Origin of the sequence: Streptomyces paromomycinus, assembly GCF_003865155.1 — a bacterium.
Classification (GTDB): domain Bacteria; phylum Actinomycetota; class Actinomycetes; order Streptomycetales; family Streptomycetaceae; genus Streptomyces; species Streptomyces chrestomyceticus.
Window position 1 is genome coordinate 2,349,187 of record NZ_BHZD01000001.1, and the last position, 19,699, is coordinate 2,368,885.

18 protein-coding genes are annotated in these 19,699 nt (G+C 71.5%); 10 read left to right on the plus strand and 8 right to left on the minus strand.

Annotated elements, in window-relative coordinates:
- Nucleotides 1-129: 129 nt before the first annotated feature.
- The 5 genes from OEIGOIKO_RS09405 to OEIGOIKO_RS43475 all read left to right on the plus strand — a co-directional run bounded on the left by OEIGOIKO_RS09405 (nt 130) and on the right by OEIGOIKO_RS43475 (nt 5,109).
- The gene (locus tag OEIGOIKO_RS09405; protein ID WP_125053659.1) at nt 130-525 is read left to right on the plus strand and encodes a hypothetical protein; all 396 of its coding nucleotides are present in this window, start codon (nt 130-132) and stop codon (nt 523-525) included.
- A gap of 2 nt (nt 526-527) precedes the next feature.
- On the plus strand, nt 528-1,448 hold the full coding sequence (locus OEIGOIKO_RS09410; RefSeq protein WP_125053660.1) for an ABC transporter ATP-binding protein: 921 nt from the start codon (nt 528-530) through the stop codon (nt 1,446-1,448).
- Between the two features lie 5 nt (nt 1,449-1,453).
- The gene (locus tag OEIGOIKO_RS09415) at nt 1,454-3,055 is read left to right on the plus strand and encodes a hypothetical protein (protein WP_125053661.1); all 1,602 of its coding nucleotides are present in this window, start codon (nt 1,454-1,456) and stop codon (nt 3,053-3,055) included.
- Between the two features lie 59 nt (nt 3,056-3,114).
- The gene (locus tag OEIGOIKO_RS09420) at nt 3,115-3,645 is read left to right on the plus strand and encodes a hypothetical protein (protein ID WP_125053662.1); all 531 of its coding nucleotides are present in this window, start codon (nt 3,115-3,117) and stop codon (nt 3,643-3,645) included.
- A gap of 126 nt (nt 3,646-3,771) precedes the next feature.
- Nucleotides 3,772-5,109 carry a GDSL-type esterase/lipase family protein gene (locus OEIGOIKO_RS43475; protein ID WP_170251669.1) on the plus strand — a complete coding sequence of 446 codons (1,338 nt, stop codon included), beginning with the start codon at nt 3,772-3,774 and terminating at the stop codon, nt 5,107-5,109.
- 496 nt (nt 5,110-5,605) lie between these two features.
- Here OEIGOIKO_RS43475 and OEIGOIKO_RS09430 read toward each other — a convergent pair whose 3' ends face one another.
- From OEIGOIKO_RS09430 to OEIGOIKO_RS09440, 3 genes are read right to left on the minus strand one after another with little or no spacing between them, the layout of a single operon-like run.
- A complete protein-coding gene (locus OEIGOIKO_RS09430) occupies nt 5,606-7,786 on the minus strand; it encodes a protein kinase family protein (RefSeq protein WP_125053664.1) in 2,181 nt (726 codons plus the stop codon).
- A 2-nt stretch (nt 7,787-7,788) separates the two neighbouring features.
- Nucleotides 7,789-8,652 carry a hypothetical protein gene (locus tag OEIGOIKO_RS09435; protein WP_125053665.1) on the minus strand — a complete coding sequence of 288 codons (864 nt, stop codon included), beginning with the start codon at nt 8,650-8,652 and terminating at the stop codon, nt 7,789-7,791.
- Nucleotides 8,649-9,485, minus strand: a complete 837-nt coding sequence (locus OEIGOIKO_RS09440; protein ID WP_125053666.1) for a vWA domain-containing protein — start codon at nt 9,483-9,485, stop codon at nt 8,649-8,651. Before OEIGOIKO_RS09440 ends, OEIGOIKO_RS09435 begins: the two co-directional genes overlap by 4 nt.
- Nucleotides 9,486-9,875: 390 nt before the next feature.
- On the opposite strand from OEIGOIKO_RS09440, the gene OEIGOIKO_RS42095 reads away from it, so the two are divergent.
- Nucleotides 9,876-10,265 carry a hypothetical protein gene (locus OEIGOIKO_RS42095; RefSeq protein WP_174857141.1) on the plus strand — a complete coding sequence of 130 codons (390 nt, stop codon included), beginning with the start codon at nt 9,876-9,878 and terminating at the stop codon, nt 10,263-10,265.
- Nucleotides 10,266-10,296: 31 nt separating this feature from the next.
- Here OEIGOIKO_RS42095 and OEIGOIKO_RS09450 read toward each other — a convergent pair whose 3' ends face one another.
- The 3 genes from OEIGOIKO_RS09450 to OEIGOIKO_RS09460 form a co-directional block, all read right to left on the minus strand.
- Nucleotides 10,297-10,782, minus strand: a complete 486-nt coding sequence (locus OEIGOIKO_RS09450; protein WP_125053667.1) for a PTS sugar transporter subunit IIA — start codon at nt 10,780-10,782, stop codon at nt 10,297-10,299.
- The gene (locus tag OEIGOIKO_RS09455; protein WP_125053668.1) at nt 10,779-12,038 is read right to left on the minus strand and encodes an MFS transporter; all 1,260 of its coding nucleotides are present in this window, start codon (nt 12,036-12,038) and stop codon (nt 10,779-10,781) included. Before OEIGOIKO_RS09455 ends, OEIGOIKO_RS09450 begins: the two co-directional genes overlap by 4 nt.
- 183 nt (nt 12,039-12,221) lie before the next feature.
- Nucleotides 12,222-12,980 (minus strand): DeoR/GlpR family DNA-binding transcription regulator, encoded by a 759-nt coding sequence (locus OEIGOIKO_RS09460; RefSeq protein ID WP_246177283.1) that lies wholly within the window; start codon nt 12,978-12,980, stop codon nt 12,222-12,224.
- 163 nt (nt 12,981-13,143) lie between these two features.
- Here OEIGOIKO_RS09460 and OEIGOIKO_RS09465 point away from each other — a divergent pair, with 163 nt between their 5' ends.
- From OEIGOIKO_RS09465 to OEIGOIKO_RS09480, 4 genes are all read left to right on the plus strand, one after another.
- Entirely contained in the window at nt 13,144-13,734 is a 591-nt protein-coding gene (locus OEIGOIKO_RS09465; RefSeq protein ID WP_125053670.1) for an HAD family hydrolase, read from the plus strand.
- 622 nt (nt 13,735-14,356) lie between these two features.
- Nucleotides 14,357-15,625 (plus strand): aspartate aminotransferase family protein, encoded by a 1,269-nt coding sequence (locus OEIGOIKO_RS09470; RefSeq protein WP_125053671.1) that lies wholly within the window; start codon nt 14,357-14,359, stop codon nt 15,623-15,625.
- On the plus strand, nt 15,622-16,584 hold the full coding sequence (locus tag OEIGOIKO_RS09475) for an inositol monophosphatase family protein (protein ID WP_125053672.1): 963 nt from the start codon (nt 15,622-15,624) through the stop codon (nt 16,582-16,584). The genes OEIGOIKO_RS09470 and OEIGOIKO_RS09475 overlap by 4 nt, the downstream gene beginning before the upstream one ends.
- Nucleotides 16,581-17,597: a zinc-dependent alcohol dehydrogenase gene (locus tag OEIGOIKO_RS09480; RefSeq protein ID WP_170251671.1), complete on the plus strand. Its 1,017-nt coding sequence runs from the start codon at nt 16,581-16,583 to the stop codon at nt 17,595-17,597. The genes OEIGOIKO_RS09475 and OEIGOIKO_RS09480 overlap by 4 nt, the downstream gene beginning before the upstream one ends.
- Before the next feature lie 104 nt (nt 17,598-17,701).
- On the opposite strand, the gene OEIGOIKO_RS09485 is transcribed toward OEIGOIKO_RS09480, so the two are convergent.
- Both OEIGOIKO_RS09485 and aceA read right to left on the minus strand, forming a co-directional pair.
- On the minus strand, nt 17,702-18,070 hold the full coding sequence (locus OEIGOIKO_RS09485) for a hypothetical protein (protein ID WP_125053674.1): 369 nt from the start codon (nt 18,068-18,070) through the stop codon (nt 17,702-17,704).
- A 98-nt stretch (nt 18,071-18,168) separates the two neighbouring features.
- A complete protein-coding gene (gene aceA / locus OEIGOIKO_RS09490; RefSeq protein WP_125053675.1) occupies nt 18,169-19,467 on the minus strand; it encodes an isocitrate lyase in 1,299 nt (432 codons plus the stop codon).
- Nucleotides 19,468-19,699: the final 232 nt, after the last annotated feature.

Below are 19,699 nucleotides of genomic sequence, written 5' to 3' on the forward strand. Positions count from 1 at the left end.
CCGGATATCTGCCGTTCGGCAGATGTGCCCGGTCCCCCCTCCGGCGATCCTTATGACGTGCGCCAGTCCGAATCTCTGGACGCAGGTCCGGAGCACCGGACACCAGCTCGTCACTATGGAGGAACCCCGATGTTCTCAGGCATCACCTCGAAGCGGTCCGCAACCCTCGTCGCGGTCGCGGCGCTCGCCGCCACCGTCGGCCTGACCGGCTGCTCCGTGGACGCGTCGAAGGTCAAGCCGGACACCAAGGTCTTCCAGTACAAGGGCAAGACCCTGAAGCTGACGACGCACGAGGTCGCCACCAAGGTGGTCGCCGGCGACCGCAAGGACATCAAGGTCACCCGCTGGTTCGACTCGGCGGCCGGCACCGAGCACCTGAAGTGGGAGCTCAAGGGCGACACCCTGGACATCGACGCCGGCTGCAGCGGCATCGCGGTCTGCGACGCCAAGTTCCAGGTGGACGTGCCCAAGGACCTGACCGTCATCAAGGACGGCAAGAAGGCCGACCTGAAGGGCAAGAGCTGATCATGCTCGACCTCGTCAACGTCACCAAGGTCTACAAGGGCGGCAAGCGTGCCGTCGACGACATGACCATGAGCCTCCAGCCGGGGATGCTGGGTCTGCTCGGCCCCAACGGCGCCGGCAAGTCGTCCCTGATGCGGATCACCGCCACGGTCACCCGCCCCACCTCCGGCACCGTCCGCTTCCACGGCGAGGACGCGGTGGCCAAGCCCAACGTGCTGCGCCGCAAGCTCGGCTACCTGCCGCAGGACTTCGGCGTCTACCCGAACCTGACCTCCCGCGAGTTCCTGATGTACCTCGCGGCGGCCAAGGGCGTGTCCGCCAGGTCGGCCAAGGCCCGGATCGACGAACTGCTGGAGCTGGTCAACCTCACCGAAGCGGTCAAGCGCCCGCTGGGCAAGTACTCCGGCGGCATGCTGCGCCGGGTGGGCATCGCCCAGGTGCTGCTCGCCGACCCCGAGGTGATCATCGTCGACGAGCCCACGGCGGGCCTGGACCCCGAGGAACGCGTCCGCTTCCGCAACCTGCTCAGCGACCTGGCCGCGGACAAGGTCGTGATGCTCTCCACCCACATCGTCTCCGACGTCGAGTCGGTGGCCTCCGACATCGCGGTGGTCGCCAACGGACGCCTGCAGCGCCGCGGCACCCCCGAGGAACTGCTGCGCTCGGTGGAGGGACACGTCTGGGAGGTGCTGGTCGACCCCGCGTCCGTACCGGCGGTGCAGACCCAGTACATCGTCAGCCGCATGGTGCGCACCACCGAGGGCGTCCGCATCCGCCTGCTGGCCCCCGAGGCCCCCTACGACGGCGCGGTGCGGCTGACCCCCGACCTGGAGGACGCCTACCTCGCCATCATCCGCGGCGCGTCCGGCGGCGAGTCCGCGCAGCGCTTCGGCGCCGGCCCGATCCGCGCCGGGGCGGTGTGACCCCGATGCTCCGCACCATCACCGGTCCGGCGGTGGCCGACTTCCGCGACCGTGTCCGGCGGCCCGCGTACGTCGTCATCCTGGCCGCCGCGGTGGCCCTCGGCTACGTCGCGGTGCCCGACTCGGACGCCAAGTGGATGATCATGCAGGTCGGCGATCACCGCGGCGTCTACAACAGCGCGTACGTCGGCATGGTGACCGCTCTGGCCAGCGGCCTGTGGATCATGCTCGGCGGGTTCTACATCGTCCGCAACTCCGTCGAACGCGACCGCAGCACCCGCGTCGGCCAGCTCGTGGCCGCCACTCCGCTGCGCACCACCGCGTACCTGGCGGGCAAGTTCCTCAGCAACCTCATGCTGCTGTCGTCCATGCTCGGCGTGCTCGCGATCACCGCGCTCGTCATGCAGTTGGCCCGCGGCGAGTCCTACGACATCGACCTCTACGCCCTCTGGCAGCCGTTCTTCCTGGTGGCGCTGCCGCTCGCGGCCCTCACCGCGGCGTGCGCGCTGCTCTTCGAGACCCTGCCGGTCCTGCGCACCGGCTTCGGCAACATCGTCTGGTTCTGCGTCTGGCTCGTCATCGCGACGGTCGGCCAGGGCCCGGGCCAGCTGCTCGGCGGCACCGGCGTCTACGAAGTCGCCCGGTCCATGTACGACGACATGGTCGCCCAGAAGATCGACATGACGGGCTCGTTCAGCCTCGGCCTGACCTACCTGGACAAGCCGCTCGGCACGTTCACCTGGGACGGCTTCACGCCCACCGCGACCTACCTCCTGGGCCGCATCGCCCTGCTCCTCCTCGCCGTGGCCGTCGCCGTCCTGCCCGCCCTGTGGTTCGGCCGCTTCGACCCGGCCCGCACCTGGCAGCGCCGCGAGCGCACACCGCAGCCGGAGAGCGCGGCCGGCGCGTTCCAGCCCGTCTTCATCGACGAGGTCGCGGGACAGACCCCGGCGTCCACCCGCCCCGCGGCCATCCTGCGCACCCGCCCCGAACCCGGCGGCGTGACCGCGCGCATCTGGGCCGGCGAGATCCGCATCCTGCTCAAGGGCGTGCCCTGGTGGTGGTGGCTGGGTGCCGCGTTCCTGGTCCTGCTGGGCATCACCGCCCCGCTGCACGGCACCTCCCGCGTCATGCTGCCGCTGGCCTGGATCTGGCCCATCATCATCTGGTCCCGCCTGGGCACCCAGCGCCACGAGTACGCCGTCGAGACCGTCCTCGGCGCCTATCCCGCGGTGCGCCGCCGGATGCTCGCCGAGTGGGGGGCGGGACTGACCATCACCGCCCTGGCCGGCATCGGCCCGCTCATCCGCATGATCATCGAGTCCGAGACGACGGGCATCGCCTCCTGGATCGGCGGGGTGCTGTTCATCCCGTCCCTGGCCCTGGCCCTCGGCACCCTCAGCCGCACGCACCGGCTCTTCCAGGCGGTCTACCTCCCGCTCTGGTACACGGTCGCCAACGGCCTGCCGGTCTTCGACTACATGGGCGCCCTGCGCGACAGCAGCGAACTGGCCGCCGCCCAGCCGCCGGTGACCATGACGGTGGCCGCGGTCCTGCTCGCCATCGTCTTCGTGACCGGCACCCTTCGGCGCTACAGCCGGGACTGACACCCACGCTCGACACTTCGTCACGGGAAGGGGAGGAAGCGGTGAAGGAGCCGGAGAACGTGCACGCCTTACAGGACCCGACCGACCTGAAGAACGCGCGCCACCTGCGCGACGCGAACGACGTACACCGTGCGAACGGCCTGTGGAACGTCGGAGAGGCGGACGACGAACCGCCACACGCACACGGCGCACCGACCGCCCGGGAAGCGGGGGAGGTGAACAGCCTGAGGAAGGCACCCGCCCCGAGAAGAGCGGCCGGACTCCGGTCCGTGAGCGAGGACGGCCGGCCGTCCGGCCGCGAGGAAGGCAGCGAGGGCCTCGACGACACGAGCGACCTCACGCGCCCGTCCACCCCGGCAGGACCGCTCGACCCGACCGGGCCGTTCGACCCCACCGGGCCGTTCGGCCTGCTGACGGACGACTGCGAGCGGCGCCGCGACACGTCCGCCCGCAGAGCCGCCCGCCGGATAGCGGAACTGGAAGCCGAACTGGCCGTACTCCGCAGCGCCAACGAGATCCTCGTCTCGGTGGCCACGTACTTCGCGAAGAACGGCCCCGGCCCGGCGCACCGGCCCGACGACGAACACTGACGGACACTCCGCCCGCGACACAGAACGGCGACAGGGCGGCGAACGGGGGCATCACCTGACCCAGCGAGGCTGAACGACCGAGAGGACTGGCACATGCGGTGGCGATTGCGGAACGGAGTCGGGAGCGTGCTGACCGTGATCACACTGGTGGCGGTGGCCGGGGCCTGTGCCCCCGCCTCCCCCGCGCTGCGGACCGGAGGAGCGACACCCGCCGCCACCGCTCCCCAGTGGACGACCACCTGGGGAGCGGCCGTGCAGCAGGCGGCCAGTGGTCCGGCCGACATCGACCGCAACTGGTCCGAGGAGGGGTTCGCCGACCAGACGCTGCGGCAGGTCCTCCGGGTCAGTGTCGGCGGCACCGAGCTCCGCCTGCGCCTGTCCAACGCCTACGGGACCAAGCCCCTGCACATCGCCGGCGCCACCCTCGCCCGCTCCGACGGCGGCCCGAAGGCCAGGCCCGGCACCATCAAGGAACTCACCTTCCGCGGCGCACGCGCCACCACCATCCCGGTCGGCCGCGACCTCGTCACCGACGCCCTCCCGTTCCCCACCTCGGCCCTGGAGAAGCTGACCGTCTCCCTCCGCCTCGACCGCCCCACCGGCCCCGCCACCGTCCACCGTTTCACCACGGCCACGTCCTACCGCGCCCCCGGCGACCACCTGCGCACCGTCTTCACCGACGCCTTCGACCGGAACACGTCCTACGCCTGGTACTACCTCACCGCAGCCGAGGTCACCGGCCGCCCCCGCACCCCCACCGACCAGCGCGCCGCCCTCCTCGCCGACTCCGCCGAGGCGCCCCCCGCCCCCTTCGCCCGCCCCGTTCCCCCGTCCTTCCTCGTCTTCGGCGACTCCCTGATCGACGGCGTCGGCACCACCCCCGGCACCGACAACCGCTTCTCCGACAAGCTGGCCGAACGCCTCCTCGCCGCCCGCCGCCCGCAAGGCGCCGTCAACGCGGGCCTGGCCGGCGACAGCCTCCTCCGCGATTCCCCCTGCTACGGCGAAAAGGCCCTCACCCGCTTCGAGAAGACCCTCCGCGAACACCCCGACCTCCGCACCGTCTTCATCCACATCGGCGCCAACGACCTGGCCAGGACCGGCCCCGGCAACCCCTGCATGCAGCCCCACCCCCCGGTGACCGCCCGCCGGCTCATCGACGCCCACCGCACCCTCATCCGCCAGGCCCACGCCCACGGTCTCAAGGCCGTCGGCCTGACGATCCTCCCCGTCCGCGGCGCCGTCTTCCCCTTCACCGACGCCGTCGGCGACAAGGTCCGCCAAGAACTCAACACCTGGATCCGCACCAGCGGCGCCTACGACACCGTCCTGGACGCCGCCCAGATCCTCACCGACCCCACCACCGGCCGCACCGCCCCCGGCTACGTCTCCGAAGACGGCCTCCACCCCAGTGACGCCGGCTACGCAGCCCTCGCCTCAGCAGTAAACCTCAACGACCTATAACCCCCGCCCCCAAGTCCGCCCCGCCCCCTCCCCGCGCCCCGAAGCACCCCCATCCCCTCCCGTCCCCTCCCAAGCCCGCCCCCGTCCCCCCACCGCTCACGACACCCCGTCCCCCTCCCGGGCCGCTCGTCCGGCCCCTCCCGGGCCCCAGCGCCCGGGCCCCCGAACCGCCCCGGCCAGGTGTTCCCCCGTCCCTGGCCGGGGCTCCCGGAGGCGATTGCGCCCCGCCCCGAACCGCCCCGACCGGGTGCTCCCCCGTCCCCGGTCGGGGCCTCTGCCCGCCCGAGGGTGCGACGGTCGTCTGCGCCGACGAGCTCGGACCGGTGATCCCCCGCACGTTCCCGCCGGCGCCGGGCTGGTCGCCGGACGGCCACCTGGTGACGCATCTTCCGCAAGGCCGCTCTTGCCGGCCAGTCCTTCGCCGGACCACCCGAGACCGAACACGCCACCCGCCTCGCAACACCCCAGGAGGCGAGAGCCGAAGGCGCCGCACACATCACCCTCCGCTGTACAGAAACCGTACGTAACACACGTAGGTCAGCCCGCTCCGTCGGCTCCGGGCCGCCTCCACGGCGGTGGTCAGGGTCCCGTGGAGGGCGCTGCTCCGCTGGATTTCGGCGGTGCGGCGGCTGAATTCCTGACGTTGTCGGCGGGCTCTGTCTCCGGCGGCGGTGTTCTCCCTGGCGAGTTGTTCCCGTCCCTCGTCCAGGCGCTTCTTCGCCTGGGCGCGGGCGGTGCCGGCTTCGGACTCGACAGCGGTGCGCCGGGCCGTGAGCTGGGTCCGGCGGCGGGCGATGTTCTGCTCGACCGACTGTTGCTCCGGCGCGCCGAGGGCGGTCGGCTGCCGGGCGACGGCGGAGGCGATCACGTCCTGGCGCCAGGCGACCAGGGCGGCGGCCTTGGCCTCGCCGATGCCGTGGACGCTGGTGCAACGGCCGCCGGGCCCTACCAGTACGGCTCCGGTGCTGTTGTAGGAGCTGTTCTGTACGGTGCGGTAGTTGGTGAAGTCGGCTGCGGTCCGGATGCCGTGCGTGGCGAGCCGGCCGGCGAGCCTGGGGCCGATGCCGTGCGGCGGTGACTGGGAGATGAGCCGACGGGCGAGCTGGTTCTGTACGTATGCGGACTGCTGGTCGGCGAGTGCCTTGGCCAGGGCCCTGCGGCGTTCCTCCGGGAGGCCGTCGATCTTCTTGGCGATCTCACGCTGCTTGCGCGCCCTACGCTTCTCGGCCTCTTGCAGCGCGGCGTGGTACTGGGCCGTGAGCCTGTCCTGGGCCCTCGGGTAGGCCGCTTGCCGGTCCGTCTCCGCCGCTTCGAACTCCGCCCGTTCCTTGCGCAGCTTCGCGTCGGCTTTCACCGGGTCCTCGACCTGGGCCAGTTGCCTTGTGAGGGTGGCCAGCTCGGCTCGTGCACCGGCCCGTTCGGTACGGCGGCTCCGGGCGAACGCGGTGGCCACGGCGGCGAGCGTGAGCGGGGCGACGAGCTGGGGAAAGGCCGCCGGAAATCCGGTGAGGGGCAGGAGGACGGTCGCCAGGAGGGCGAGGGGCCACAGCACGACCACGACGACGTCGAGCGCCGTCCGGGTGTGAAAGCCGTCCGGCGAGGCCGGGACGGGCGGGGCGGCCGGTGCGGGCGCGGGCTGTTCCGCGAGGTGCCCGGTCATCCAGCCGGGCAGTCCGCCGGCGCCGGGAGCGGCCGCGCCCGCGGGCGGCGCCGTGGCGGTCGCCGTGGCGGCGGCCCGCGGTCCCGGTACGGCCCGGTCCAGTGGGGGAAGCAGCTCCAGCGGCTGGAAGGCCAGCGACCTCACTTGCTCCGCGAGGTCGCTCACCGCCCGGTCCGCATGGGCGAGCAGGGTCTGCAGGCCGGTGGAGCCGGCCGGACTCTTGAAGTCCTCCTCGGTCAGGAGCAGGAACTCACCGCTCGGCTCGTGCAGCCGGTTCCACAGGGCGGGGTCGGTGGCGATCGCCTTGAGCGACAGGAAGATGACCCAGGCGGAGAACCGGTCCAGTTCCGCGCCGAAGTCGTCGTTCCCGCGCAGCGGCGACTGGTAGTTGCGGTGGCCCCGTTCGGTGCCGCCCAGCCCGGCCAGGGCGGGGACGTACATGCCGTCGTAGTCGACGAGACGGAAGGTGCCGTCGCTCGCGACCAGCAGGTTGCCGTGCTGGAGGTCACCGTGGGCGATGCCGTGCGCCGACAGGTCCCGGGTCAGCGCCGCGAACCGGTCCGCCAGCCCGCTGACGGCCGGGCGGTCGGCGTGGTGGGCGTCGAGCCAGGCGGACAGCGTCACGGCTTCGACCCAGTCCATCTTGAGGACGGGGTAGAGGTGTCGCCCGACGCAAACGGCGTCGGGGAGGTACTCGAAGCCGAGTTTCCACGGCTGGGAGAGCTCGACCGGGTCCAGCAGCGCGAGGCGGGAGCTGATCGCCTCGTAACGCTGCTCCTGGTCCGGGACGTGGCGGGTGAAGCACTTGACGGCGTACCGCTGCCCCGAGACGGCGGACGTCAGCGAGAAGACGCTCGCGAAGGCGCCGGAGACGGCCCGGGGCAGGCCGAGCTTGGTCAGTTCCGTCCGGGCGCCCTTCAGTTCGGGGTGCTGGAAGCACAACCGGGTGTGCTGCAAGGCCTCCGCGTAGGCGGCGCCGCTGGGGAACTGCCGCTGCGGGCCGGCGGGCGGGCCCACGGTCACCGCCCTTCGAAATCGATCCGCACGACGGCCACGTCGTCGTTGCGCAGCCGCCGGCGTTCCCTGAGGCCGTCCAGCCAGGCGCGGAAGGCATCCAGGTCGTCGGGGCCGGAGAAGTCCAGGAGTTCGTGTACGGCGCTGCCCTGGTCGGCGGCTGTCAGGAACCACGCGGCCAGCGCGTCGGTCATCAGGAACAGCCGGTCGCCGGGCTCGCACCGCCCGCGGGCGAACCGGGCGCGGCGGGCCAGCAGACGGGCGTCGTGGTTGCGGCTGCCGAACAGGTCGGGGGCGGTACCGAATGCGTCGGCCGTTGCCACGGGGAACGCCTGGAGCAGCCGGTCGTCCCGTAGCTGGAACAGGCAGCTGTCGCCCAGGGCGGCGGCCCGCCAGCGCCAGGCCGTCGGCTCGCACGCGTCGGGGGCGGGGCCGGGGCCAGTGCCGGCCTCGGGATCGATGCGTACGGTGAGCAGGGTTGCGTACGCGCCCTCGGCGAGCTTGGTGTGCTCGTACCACTTCAGCGGGCGCCCGTCCGCGACGCGCGCTTGCGTGTACGCCGCGAGCCACGGCTCCCACCGCGCCACGGCCGAGGACGCGAACGTCTCGAACGCGGCGCCGCCCGCCAGCAGTTCGGGGCGCTCCATGGCCTGCTCGGCCGCCGTGCGGGACAGCAGCCGGGCCCAGTCCTTGGCCAGGGCGCTCTCCGTCGCCCCGTCGCACACCCCGGCGGCGAGCGGACCCAGCAGCATGTCGTCGTGCGCACAGCCCGGGAGCACGGCGACCGCGTCCTCGCATTCCGCCTCCGTGCTCCCGTACTTGGGAGCCACGAGGTGCGTGACGTACACGCAGGAGAGCGACGTGGTCACCGCAGTTCGGTGGCGCGGGTGCCGATGTCGAGGAACTGGACGACCGAGGTGATGTCCGCGTTGTAGACGAAGCCGCGGGTGGTCTCGCTGACCCGCTGGCCCTGTGAGGCGGCGTACGAACGCATGTGGCCGGGCAGCGGACTCGACATGGCGAAGAGGGTGCGGGCGTAGCTGTCGGGGAGCCCGTCGGCCGTGTCGGGGAAGGCGGTGGGTGTGCCCCCGGCGGCGGAGACGTGCAGGTTGAACAGCAGGGCGGCACCGTCGGCCGTGGCGTGCGAGGTGACGGCCTCGGCGGCCGCGCTGGGCTCACCGTCGGTCGACTCGCCGTCCGTGAGGTTGATGACGATCGGCGGGAATCCGGCCGGGTAGCGCTCGGTCCAGCCGGCCACGAGATTCGCGGCGTAGCGCAGGGCCCGGTTCATCGGCGTACCGCCGCTGGCGACGGGGTCCATCCACAGCGGGAAGCTGACCGTCGTCTCCACCAGGCCGCCCGCGCCGTCGGGCACCCGCTTGCTCCGTTCGTCGACCCGGGCCGGGTGGTCCGCCACCTCGCTGAGGGGAACGAGGTCCCGGCCCGCGAGCGAGCCGGCGAACGCCGAGCCGACGGTGGCGCCGTAGCCGATGACGGCGACGTGGAAGTAGTCCCGGACGCCTTCCTCCTTGGCGCACTTGACCGACAGTTCGGTGAGGAGCCGGTTGATGGCGTCGGCGACGACATCGGCCTTCTGCTGCGGGATTTCCCCGCCGATGGGGTCGCTCATCGAGGTCGACTGGTCGACGAGGAAGATGATGCTCGTCGGATTGCTGCGGCTGATCTCGGCCGTGTACGGCACGGTGCGCTCCCGGCGGGTGGCGAAGGCGAGGAAGACAAGGGGGTTGTCGGGAGGAAGCCGGCGGGAGGAGATCGTCGGAAGGAACGTTCACGGCGCGGTGACGTCCCGGCCGGCGGAACGGCGCGTGCCGAGGACGCGGTCCCCTGTCGGGCCCCGCTCCCACGAGGTGCCACTTCTGCGAGATCCCCCCACGAGACCCCCCGGTGGCATCGTAGTGCCGGAGCTTCGGCGTACGGGAGGGAACGACCGAAGTGGGGCCCGGTTGCGAAGGGCGGGGCAACAGCCGTGCCGCACGGGAGCGGGCGGCATACTGCCGTCGGCAGCGCCGATCACCTCGCGTTGCCCGCCCTCGCGCCGCCACGCGTCTCCACGCGCCGAAAGGACCGTCTCGTGCTCGCGTCCCTCCCCCTCCCCTGGCTGTTACTCATGGCGGCTGTGGCGACCTTCGTCTTCTGTTCCGCCATGGCCGCCTGGATACCCGGGCGCAGGGGGAAAGTGGTGTTCCCTCTCGTCTCCCTCGCCTGCTGTCTCGGCATCGTGCTGGTCGGGCAGTTCCAGTACCAGCACTGGTCCCCGCGGCACATGCTGGTGCTGTACTCGTTCGCCTGGGTCGGCATCACGATCGGCCTGTTCCCGTCGCGCAAACTCATGCGCCGCTACGCCGAGGAAATCAACCGGGGCGTGAAGCGGGAGAAGTACCCGCTCCCCGCGCGCTACGTGGTGGCCGCCGTCGCGTCCGTCGTCGTCATGAGCTTTCTGGCGTACGGCCTGACGCAGTAGCTCCGCGGGGCGGACGGGCGCGGGAAGCCGCTCAGCGGATGAGGCGGAAGAGGTCGTACAGGTCGTCGGTGGTGCGGGCCGCCGCCAGCATGCGGCGGAAGCCCGGGTGGGCGGTGTGGCGGGCGAGGACGGAGTAGGCCCGTACGCAGCCCGCGTCGCGGAGCTTGCGGGGGGCCGCGAGGAGGAACACGTCGCGGACCGGGCGGTCGTCGGCACCGCGCCAGCCGAGTTCGGCCGGTACCCGCGCGAAGGCGGCCGCCGGGCCGTTGACCGCCCGGCTCCGGGCGGCCAGCAGGGCGATGCCGTGGAAGCCGTTGGCGCCCTGTGCCATGCGCAGGCGTACCGCGCGGACGAAGGCGCGGACGTCACCGAGGGCGCCCGCGGCGTGCAGGCCGCCGGCCAGGGCTTCGAGGAGTTCGTCCCGGGTGGCGGCCTGCGCGCGGGGGTGGATGTGCCGCTTGTCCAGGTAGTCGGCGAGGCTGCCGGTGCCGCCGGCCACCGTACGGGCGCGGGTCATGCCTCGGCCGGCTCCGGTTCGGGAGCGGTCGCCGCCGTGCGGGCCGGGCGGAGAATTCCGGCGGAGAACACCGCGGCCACGCAGAAGGCGACGGGCAGGAAAAAGGCCAGGTTCAGGGGCACCAGGTGGGTGAGCGGACCGATGACGGCGGGGCCCGCCAGCATTCCGACATATCCCATGCCCGCGACGCGGGAGACATTCGCGCCGGACGACGCCGGGTCGACATTGCCCGCCGCGGTGAAGAACTGCGGAATGCACCCGGACAGGCCGATACCGAAAAGGGTCCAGCCGAGAAGGGCCAGGGGCACCCACGGGGAGAGCGAGGCGAGGGCGAGCCCGAGGGCCGCGAGGCCGGCTCCGTACCGTACGACGAAGACCCGGCCGAAGCGGGCCACCACCCGGTCGGTGACGAACCGGCCCACGGTCATGGCGGTGGAGAAGCCGCCGTACGCCAGGGCCGCGGTCGCGGCGGAAGCGTCGAGCACGTCCTTGAGGTGGAGCACACTCCAGTCGTTCGCCACGCCTTCGCACAGCATCAGCATGAAGGCGAGGACGCCCAGGGCCCATACCTGGGACGGGGTACGGCGCCTGGCGGCCGGGGCCGGGGGCTCCGGTGTGCCGGACCGCGTCGCGTTCGGGCCGGTCGGAGCCGGTGCGGGGCGCTCCGGGGGCAGCATGCCCGGCACCAGCGCGAGCGTGATCAGCACACCGGCCACCGCCACGACGGCGAGGGTGAGGGAGGGCTGCCAGTCCCAGCTGATGGTGCGGGCGCCGATCAGGGCGGCGATGACACCGCCGACCGAGAACACCGCGTGAAAGGCCGACATGACGGGACGGCCGTAACCGCGCTCCACCTGAACAGCCTGCGTGTTCATACTGACGTCCAGGCAGCCGTTGCCGAAGCCCAGCGCCAGCAGGGCCGCCGCCAGCGCCCACGGCGAGCCCGCCAGGCCGGGCAGCAGGACCGTGGCGCTGCACAGGGTGCCGCCGGCCAGCACGATGGCGCGGCTGCCGAACCGGTCGGCCAGCGCCCCGCAGATCTGCATGCCCGCGAAGGCGCCGCCGCCCAGGAAGAGCAGCAGCCAGCCCAGGACGGCATGGGTGATGCCGACCCGGTGCTCGATCGCGGGGATGTGCACGATCCACATCCCCATGACGAAACCGTTGAGCGCGAAAGCCACGAAGGTGCAGGCACGCGCCGTTCGCAAGCGCCGCGAGGGCGGCGACCCGGTGGTGGAGGCAGTCGATTCACTCATCAGGGCTGACCATAACGCACACCGAGTGTGTGCGTAAGGGTTTCCGGCAACTTCCGGCGCGCTCCGGGCCGGGGGCGGGGCCGGGACGGGTCCTGCGGCGCCGACCGGCCGCGGTGGTTACCGGTCGGCGTCCAACTGGGCAGCCGGGCAGCGAGGTTGAAGGGGGCGCGCCGCAGCCGGGCGTCACACGTGGACGATGTTCACGCCCGCGGCGCGCATCTCCTCCACCACCGTCGTGCCCTGGGCCGCGTCGGTCACCACCACGTCGAGCTGTTCGACCGAACAGATCCTGCCGAGCGCCACCCGCCCCAGCTTCTCCGCGGTGGCCACCAGGATGATGCGCCGCGCGGCCCGCGCCGCCACCCGCTTCACGTGCACGTCGTCCAGGCTGTAGGCGGTGGCGCCGCTGGCCGCGTCCACCCCGCAGCAGCCCAGGATGAAGGTGTCGTACCGCAGGTCCTCGAAGGTGCGCAGCGCCGTCTCGCCGTAGAAGGACAGCTCCCCCGGCCGGACCTGCCCGCCGGGGAGCAGCAGGCGGATGCCCTCGTGTTCGGCGAGCGGCATGGTCGCGTGCAGGGACAGCGGGGTGACGGTGAGCCGGCGGCCCGCCATCGCGTGGGCGACGGCCACCGCCGTGGTGCCGGTGTCCAGGGCGACGGTCTCCCCGTCGTTGAGCATCCGCACGACCACGTCCGCCAGCTTCGCCTTGGCCTCGCTGCCGACCATGGACCGCACCGCGTACGGCGGTTCCACCCCGCTGAGCAGGGCGGTCACAGCGCCACCGTGCACCCGGCGGAGCGCGCCCCGGGACTCCAGGAGCTCCAGGTCCCGGCGGATGGTCATCTCCGACGTCTGGGTGGAGCGGGCGAGTTCGGCCACGGAGGCCCGGTTGCGCTCGGCCAGCAGGGCCAGGATGAACCGGTGGCGTTCGGAGACATTCATGCCGCTGATGTAGCACATCAACACGTCCGCTGCGAGTTGGTTCCCTTCCGCCCGTTGGGCTTCCGGGCCGGTCGGGTAATCGGCGGTTGACATCCGACCATGCCGAGTGTGTACTCACACGCACACTGTGTGAATACGGGACCGGCTTCCGGAGAGGTGTGTCATGACCGCGGTGCTCTTCGACATGTTCGGCGTGCTCGCCCGGCAGCAGTCCCCCGCCGACTGCGCCCGGCTGGAGGAGACGGCCGGACGGCCCGGTGCCGCGTTCTGGGAGAGCTACTGGGAACTGCGGCAGCCTTACGACCGGGGCGACCAGAACGGCGCGCGGTATTGGCGGTCGGTCGCCGGGGCGCTCGGAACGCATTTCGACGAGGAACGCGTCGCGGAACTCATCGCCGCCGATGTGGCGAGCTGGAGCCGGGTCGACGACGAGATGGTGGACTTTGTCGCGGAACTCGCGGGCAGCGGCACCACCGTCGGCCTGCTGTCGAACATCCCGGAGGAATTGGCGGCGCATTACGAGGAAACCCAGGAGTGGCTGAAGCACTTCTCGGTCCTGGCCTTCTCCTGCCGCATCGGCCACGCCAAGCCGGAGCCCGGCGCGTACACGTGGTGCAGTGCGGCGTTCGGTCTGCCGCCCGAGCGCATCCTGTTCGTCGACGACCGGGCGGACAACGTCCGGGCGGCCGAGGCCCTGGGGATGCGCGGCCATCTGTTCACGTCGCTCGCAAAGCTGCGCCCGGCGCTGGACTGACGACGGCCGGCCGGTGCGGCCGGCGGACGCCCGGCGCACCCTTCCATACCGGCGCCGGGGCGGGGGACCTGACACTCCCGCCCCGGCGCCTCGCCGTGCGCGCCCGGCCCGGACCAAAACGCCGCCAAAGTTCTCATCAACAGTGTTTGAAATTTGCGTAAGGCCGTGAAACGAACGTCCCGGCTCTCCGTATGCCGCCCCTTAGAGCCTTGTCGAAGTCTTCTGTGGCCCTGGCGACGGAACTCCGCCACTGCCCGGCCGAACTCCATCCCTTCGCCGACCTGCCCCATCTGTGCAGCTCAAGCGCCTCAGCAGGGCGTACCCCGAAGCGCCGGCCGACCGTCGATCTGATGGATTCCAGCCGATTCACAAAGGATCATGAAAAACGAACATCCTGACTGTTAGTGTCGTTGGCGTCAGAAGTTGAAGCGCCCGGCCGGGGACCGACCACCCCGCGGTGTCCGGACCACCGAACGGACAGCACGCCACCCCTTCCACCACCGCGCCACCGGCCGGCGTTCAGGCCCGCACGGTCGGCGCCCACCAGGGGCCAGGCAGGCGTGCCCGCGCATCCCGTCACCCGTGTCTGGCCACAGCATGTCTTCTTCGAGGAGAACTGTTCATGGACGCCACCAACGTACGTGATCTGCTCTATTACCCCGTCAGCGCCCAGAAGATGGTGCGCGGCGAAGGGGTCTACCTTTACGACGAGGACGGCAACGAATACCTCGACTGCGCCTCCGCCACCTTCAACCTCAGCCTCGGGTACTCCCACCCGGCGGTCATCCAGGCGATGAAGGACCAGCTGGACGTCTTCACCCATCTGACCTCCTCCGTGCAGAGCGACCCGATCAACGGCCTGGTCCGCCGGCTGGTGGAGGTCTCTCCCGACAACCTGACCAAGGTCCATCCGAAGGTCTCCGGCGGTTCCACCGCCAACGAGGGCGTCATCAAGATGGCGCAGCACGCCACAGGGCGCTCGGAGGTCATCTCCCTGTTCCGCAGCCACCTCGGGCAGACCATGATGATGACCTCGATGTCGGGCAACGCCTTCCGCAAGGAGCCGTTCCCTTCACTCTTCCCGCGCACGCTCCAGGTGCCGGACCCGTACTGCTTCCGCTGCTTCTACGGGCAGAAGCAGGGCAGTTGCGGGATGATGTGCGTCGACCGCATCGAGGACTTCCTGGAGTACGCCAGCACCGGCCAGGTCGCCGCCATCATCGTGGAGCCGATCTCCGGCAACGGCGGCAACATCGTTCCGCCGGACGGCTATTTCCCGAAGCTGCGGGCCTTCTGCGACGAGCACGACATCGTGCTGATCTTCGACGAGATCCAGACCGGCATCGGCCGTACGGGCCAGATGTTCGCGGCGCAGCACTTCGGCGTGGAGCCCGACGCCATCACCACCGCGAAGGGGCTCGGCGGTTCGGGCGCGCAGGTCGCGGCGATCCTGACCAACGAGCGGCTGGCGGGCCTGCCGGCCAACCACCACTCCTTCACCTACGGCGCCAACCTGCTGGCGGCCTCGGCGGCCAACGTCACCCTGGACATCGTCCGGCAGCCGGAGTTCCTGGCCAACGTCCGGGCCACGGGCAACTACATCCTCGGCCGGCTCGCGGACATGCAGACCCGTTACCCGGCCATCGCCGACGTCCGCGGCGTCGGGCTCATGATCGGTTTCGAGCTCACCCACCCCGACGGCAAGCCCGCCGTCAAGCTGACCAACCACCTGGCGGGCGCGGCCGGGCAGCACGGACTGATCCTGCGCACCTCCCGGTACGGCTACGGCAACGTGCTCAAGATCCGGCCGCCGCTGATCCTCACCCTCGACCAGGCCGAGCTGCTGTGCGACCGCCTGGAGAACCTCTTCCGCGCGGAGCTGGCCGCATGACACAGCTGAAGAACCTGCTGACGGGCCTGGGACAGCACGTCAGGGCCGAGCTGACGACCTACGCCGACCGGGGCCTGGCCCGGCAGGTGCACGGCGACTCCCCCGGCGGCGACGCGCAGTTCGACGTGGACGAGGTGGCCGAGCGGGCCGTCCTGACGTATCTGCGCGAGCACGCGGACGTACCGCTCGCGGTCTACACCGAGGACGGCTCGCTGGTCGAGCTGGCCCCCGATCCGCGGTACGTGCTGGTCGTGGACCCCATCGACGGCACCCGGCCGACCTCGGCCGGGCTGGAGATGGGCATGGTCTCGATCGCCGCGGCGCCGCTGGCGCGGTCCGCGCCGACGCTGGACGACGTCACGGCGGCGTACCTGCTGGAGATCAAGTCGGGGGCGTGGATCTACGGTGACGACGACGAGGGGATGACGCACGGCGGCTTCCCGCACGCGCTGCCCCGGCTCAGCCGGACCACCGACCCGGCGAAGATGTTCTGGTCGATCGAGTTCAACGGCCACCCCATGCACCTGATGACGGCGGCGTACGCGCACCTGGTGGACCGGTCCGCCAACACCGGCGGCATCTTCGTGTTCAACAGCGCCACTTTTTCGATCTCGCGCCTCATCACCGGCCAGCTCGACGCGTACGTGGACATCGGCAACCGCGTCCTGCGCGACCACCCGTCGACCGAGCCGGACTTCCTGGAGGCCGGGCGCGGCTCGATCCTGCACCTGTTCCCGTACGACATCGCCGCCGCGGTCTACCTCGCCAAGCGCGCCGGGGTCACCATCACCGACGCCTACGGCGACGACCTGGGCACCACCCAGCTGCTCGACCTCGACCCGATGAACCAGAAGTCGTGCATCGCGGCGGCCACCCCCCAGCTCCACAAGGAACTGCTCGGCGCCATCCGGTGGGACCTCCCCGGCGCCGCCCCCACCACCACAGGAGGAACCCGGTGAAGGCCCTGATCCTGAACGAGCGGCGCACGGTGTCGCTGGTCGACCACCCGAAGCCGGAGGCTTCCGCGCCCACCGACGTCGTGGTGCGGGTCGTGCAGACCGGCATCTGCGGCACCGACCGCAGCGTGCTGGTGGGCAAGTTCCCCGCCGAGCCGGGTGTGGTGATGGGGCACGAGGCGGTCGGCTTCGTCGACGCGGTGGGATCGGCGGTGACCGCGCACAAGCCGGGCGACCGGGTCGTCATCAACCCGACGCTCTACTGCGGCAGCTGCCCGTCCTGCCTGCGCGGGCACTGGGACTTCTGTGCCAACAAGGCCGGTACGGAGGTCGGGCTGGACCTGGACGGCGCGTTCGCCGAGTTCATCCGGCTGCCCGAGCGGTTCGTCCACACCCTGCCCGAGGGCATGGACTTCGACCGCGCGGTGGGCGTGGAGCCGCTGGCGTGCGCGCTGAACAACATCGAGGCGGGCCGGCTGGAGGCCGGCGAGACCGCGGTGATCGTCGGCGGCGGGCCGGTGGGCGTGGTCTGCGCGATGGCGGCCCGGCACCACGGCGCCCGGGTCCTCCTCATCGAACCGGACCCGTACCGGCAGGAGCTGTGCCGCAAGGTGTTCGCGCAGGACGGTGACGGCCGGGTGACCGTGCACACGCCGGACGAGGCCGAGCCGGCGCGGCGCGGCGACGTGGTCATCGACACCGTCGGCAGTCTGCTGGAGCAGAGCCTGGGGTACGCCGCGGCCCGCGGACGCGTGGTGATCATGGGGTACAACAGCAAGGCGACGGCCACCGTGCGGCCGCTGGAGATCCTCCAGCGCGGTCTCCAGATCATCGGGGCCGGTGACTACAACAGTCAGCTGTTCCCGAAGGCGATCGAGCTGGCCAGGTGGCTGCCGCTGGAGCGGCTGGTGACCCACCGCTTCCCGCTGGAGCGGCACGAGGAGGCGTTCGCGGCGCTGGCCGCGTCGCCCGGCACACCGTACTCGGCGCTCAAGGTGGTGCTCGTACCGGAGTGATCCGCGGGCGCACGGCGAACGGCCCTTCCGGCCGGCGAACGGTGCCGGCCGGAAGGGCCGTCGCGGCGTGCCCGTACAGGGCCCGCGCCCGTCAGGAGGACAGGTCAGTGGAAGTCGACGGCCGCCAGCAGCGGGCCGGCGATCATCAGGCCGTACTGGAGCCCTACGGTGTTGCGCCGGGCCGCGTGGCCCATCGCGGAGGCCGGGACGCCGAGCGCGATCAGGCCCGCGACGGGTGACAGGGCCAGCGATGTCTGTGCCGCGTACACCAGCGGGCCGCTCGCGCCGTCGCCGCTGTACGCCTGATGCAGGACGACGACCATGAAGAGGACGTACGCGACGGCGAGCAGCGGGAGGCCGAGCCCGGCGAACACCCGGAGCGCCGTCGTGGAGGGCGCGAACGGATCGTGCTGTGGCAGGTCGCCGGAGGCGGCTGCTGGTGCTGGTGTGGCGGACGGGGCCGGTGTGCTCATGACGGTCATCCTGTCCGCGGCGGCGCGGCACGGCATCGGTGCGGGTACTCAGGCCGGAACGGGCCCGTACTCATCTCCGGCCGCAGTGCAATCCGTCTCTAGTGAAACTGCTCCTCCTCGGTCGAGCCGCGCAGCGCGGTCGTCTCGGAGGCCGGGTTGACGGCGGCGGCGACCAGGTCGAAGTAGCCGGTGCCGACCTCGCGCTGGTGCTTGACGGCGGTGAAGCCGTGCTGCTGGGCGGCGAACTCGCGCTCCTGGAGGTCGACGTAGGCCGTCATGCCGTGTTCGGCGTAGCCGCGCGCGAGATCGAACATGCCGTGGTTGAGGGAGTGGAAACCGGCCAGGGTGATGAACTGGAAGCGGTAGCCCATCGCGCCCAGCTCGCGCTGGAACTTGGCGATCTGATCGTCGTCCAGCGCGGCGCGCCAGTTGAAGGACGGCGAGCAGTTGTAGGCCAGCAGCTGGTCGGGGTACCGCGCGTGGACCGCCTCGGCGAACTCGCGGGCCTGGGCCAGGTCGGGCGTGCCGGTCTCCATCCACAGCAGGTCCGCGTACGGGGCGTACGCCAGGCCGCGGGCGATGGCGGGGGCCATCCCGTTCTCGACGCGGTAGAAGCCCTCGGCGGTGCGTTCCCCGGTGCAGAAGCGGGCGTCGTTCTCGTCGACGTCGCTGGTCAGCAGGTTCGCGGCGAGGGCGTCGGTGCGGGCGACGACGACCGTCGGCACGTCGGCGATGTCGGCGGCCAGGCGGGCCGCGCCCAGGGTACGGATGTGCTGGGAGGTGGGCACCAGGACCTTGCCGCCGAGGTGGCCGCACTTCTTCTCCGAGGCGAGCTGGTCCTCGTAGTGGATGCCGGCCGCGCCCGCCTCGATCATCGCCTTGGTCAGCTCGAAGGCGTTGAGCGGGCCGCCGAACCCGGCCTCGGCGTCGGCGACGATCGGCACCAGCCAGTCGGTGCCCCCCGCCGAGGAATCCGTGCCCGCGCCTTCGGCGGTGGCGATCTGGTCGGCGCGCAGCAGCGCGTTGTTGATGCGGCGCACCACCTGCGGCACCGAGTTGGCCGGGTACAGGCTCTGGTCGGGGTAGGTGTGGCCGGCCTGGTTGGCGTCGGCGGCGACCTGCCAGCCCGAGAGGTAGACCGCCTGGAGCCCGGCCTTGACCTGCTGCACGGCCTGGCCGCCGGTCAGCGCGCCGAGCGCGTGGAGGTAGTCCTGCTCGTGCAGTTGCCGCCACAGGCGCTCGGCGCCGCGCCGGGCCAGCGTGTGCTCCTCGCGGACGCTGCCGGACAGCCGCAGCACGTCGGCGGCGCTGTGCGTACGGGTGGTGTCCTTCCACCGCGGGTCGGTCGCCCACCGCCGGGCCAGTTCCTCGGCCGTCTCGGTTCCTGCCTGTGCCATGACCATCTCCCGGATGTTCGCTCGGACCGCTGTGCTGGATGGTGACGCGCTGGGGTGGACTGCTGTGGTGGACTGCTGGTGAAGGGTGCGAATTCCCGGCACCGAGTGCACCGAGTGCCGTACAAGCGCCACGCATTGCTGAAGTGCGGCCCACCGGAGATCCCGGTGACGGGGTGAGCAATGCTGCCCGGGGGCCGCACTGCCGACTCTGACAGTGGCACCCAGTGCCATC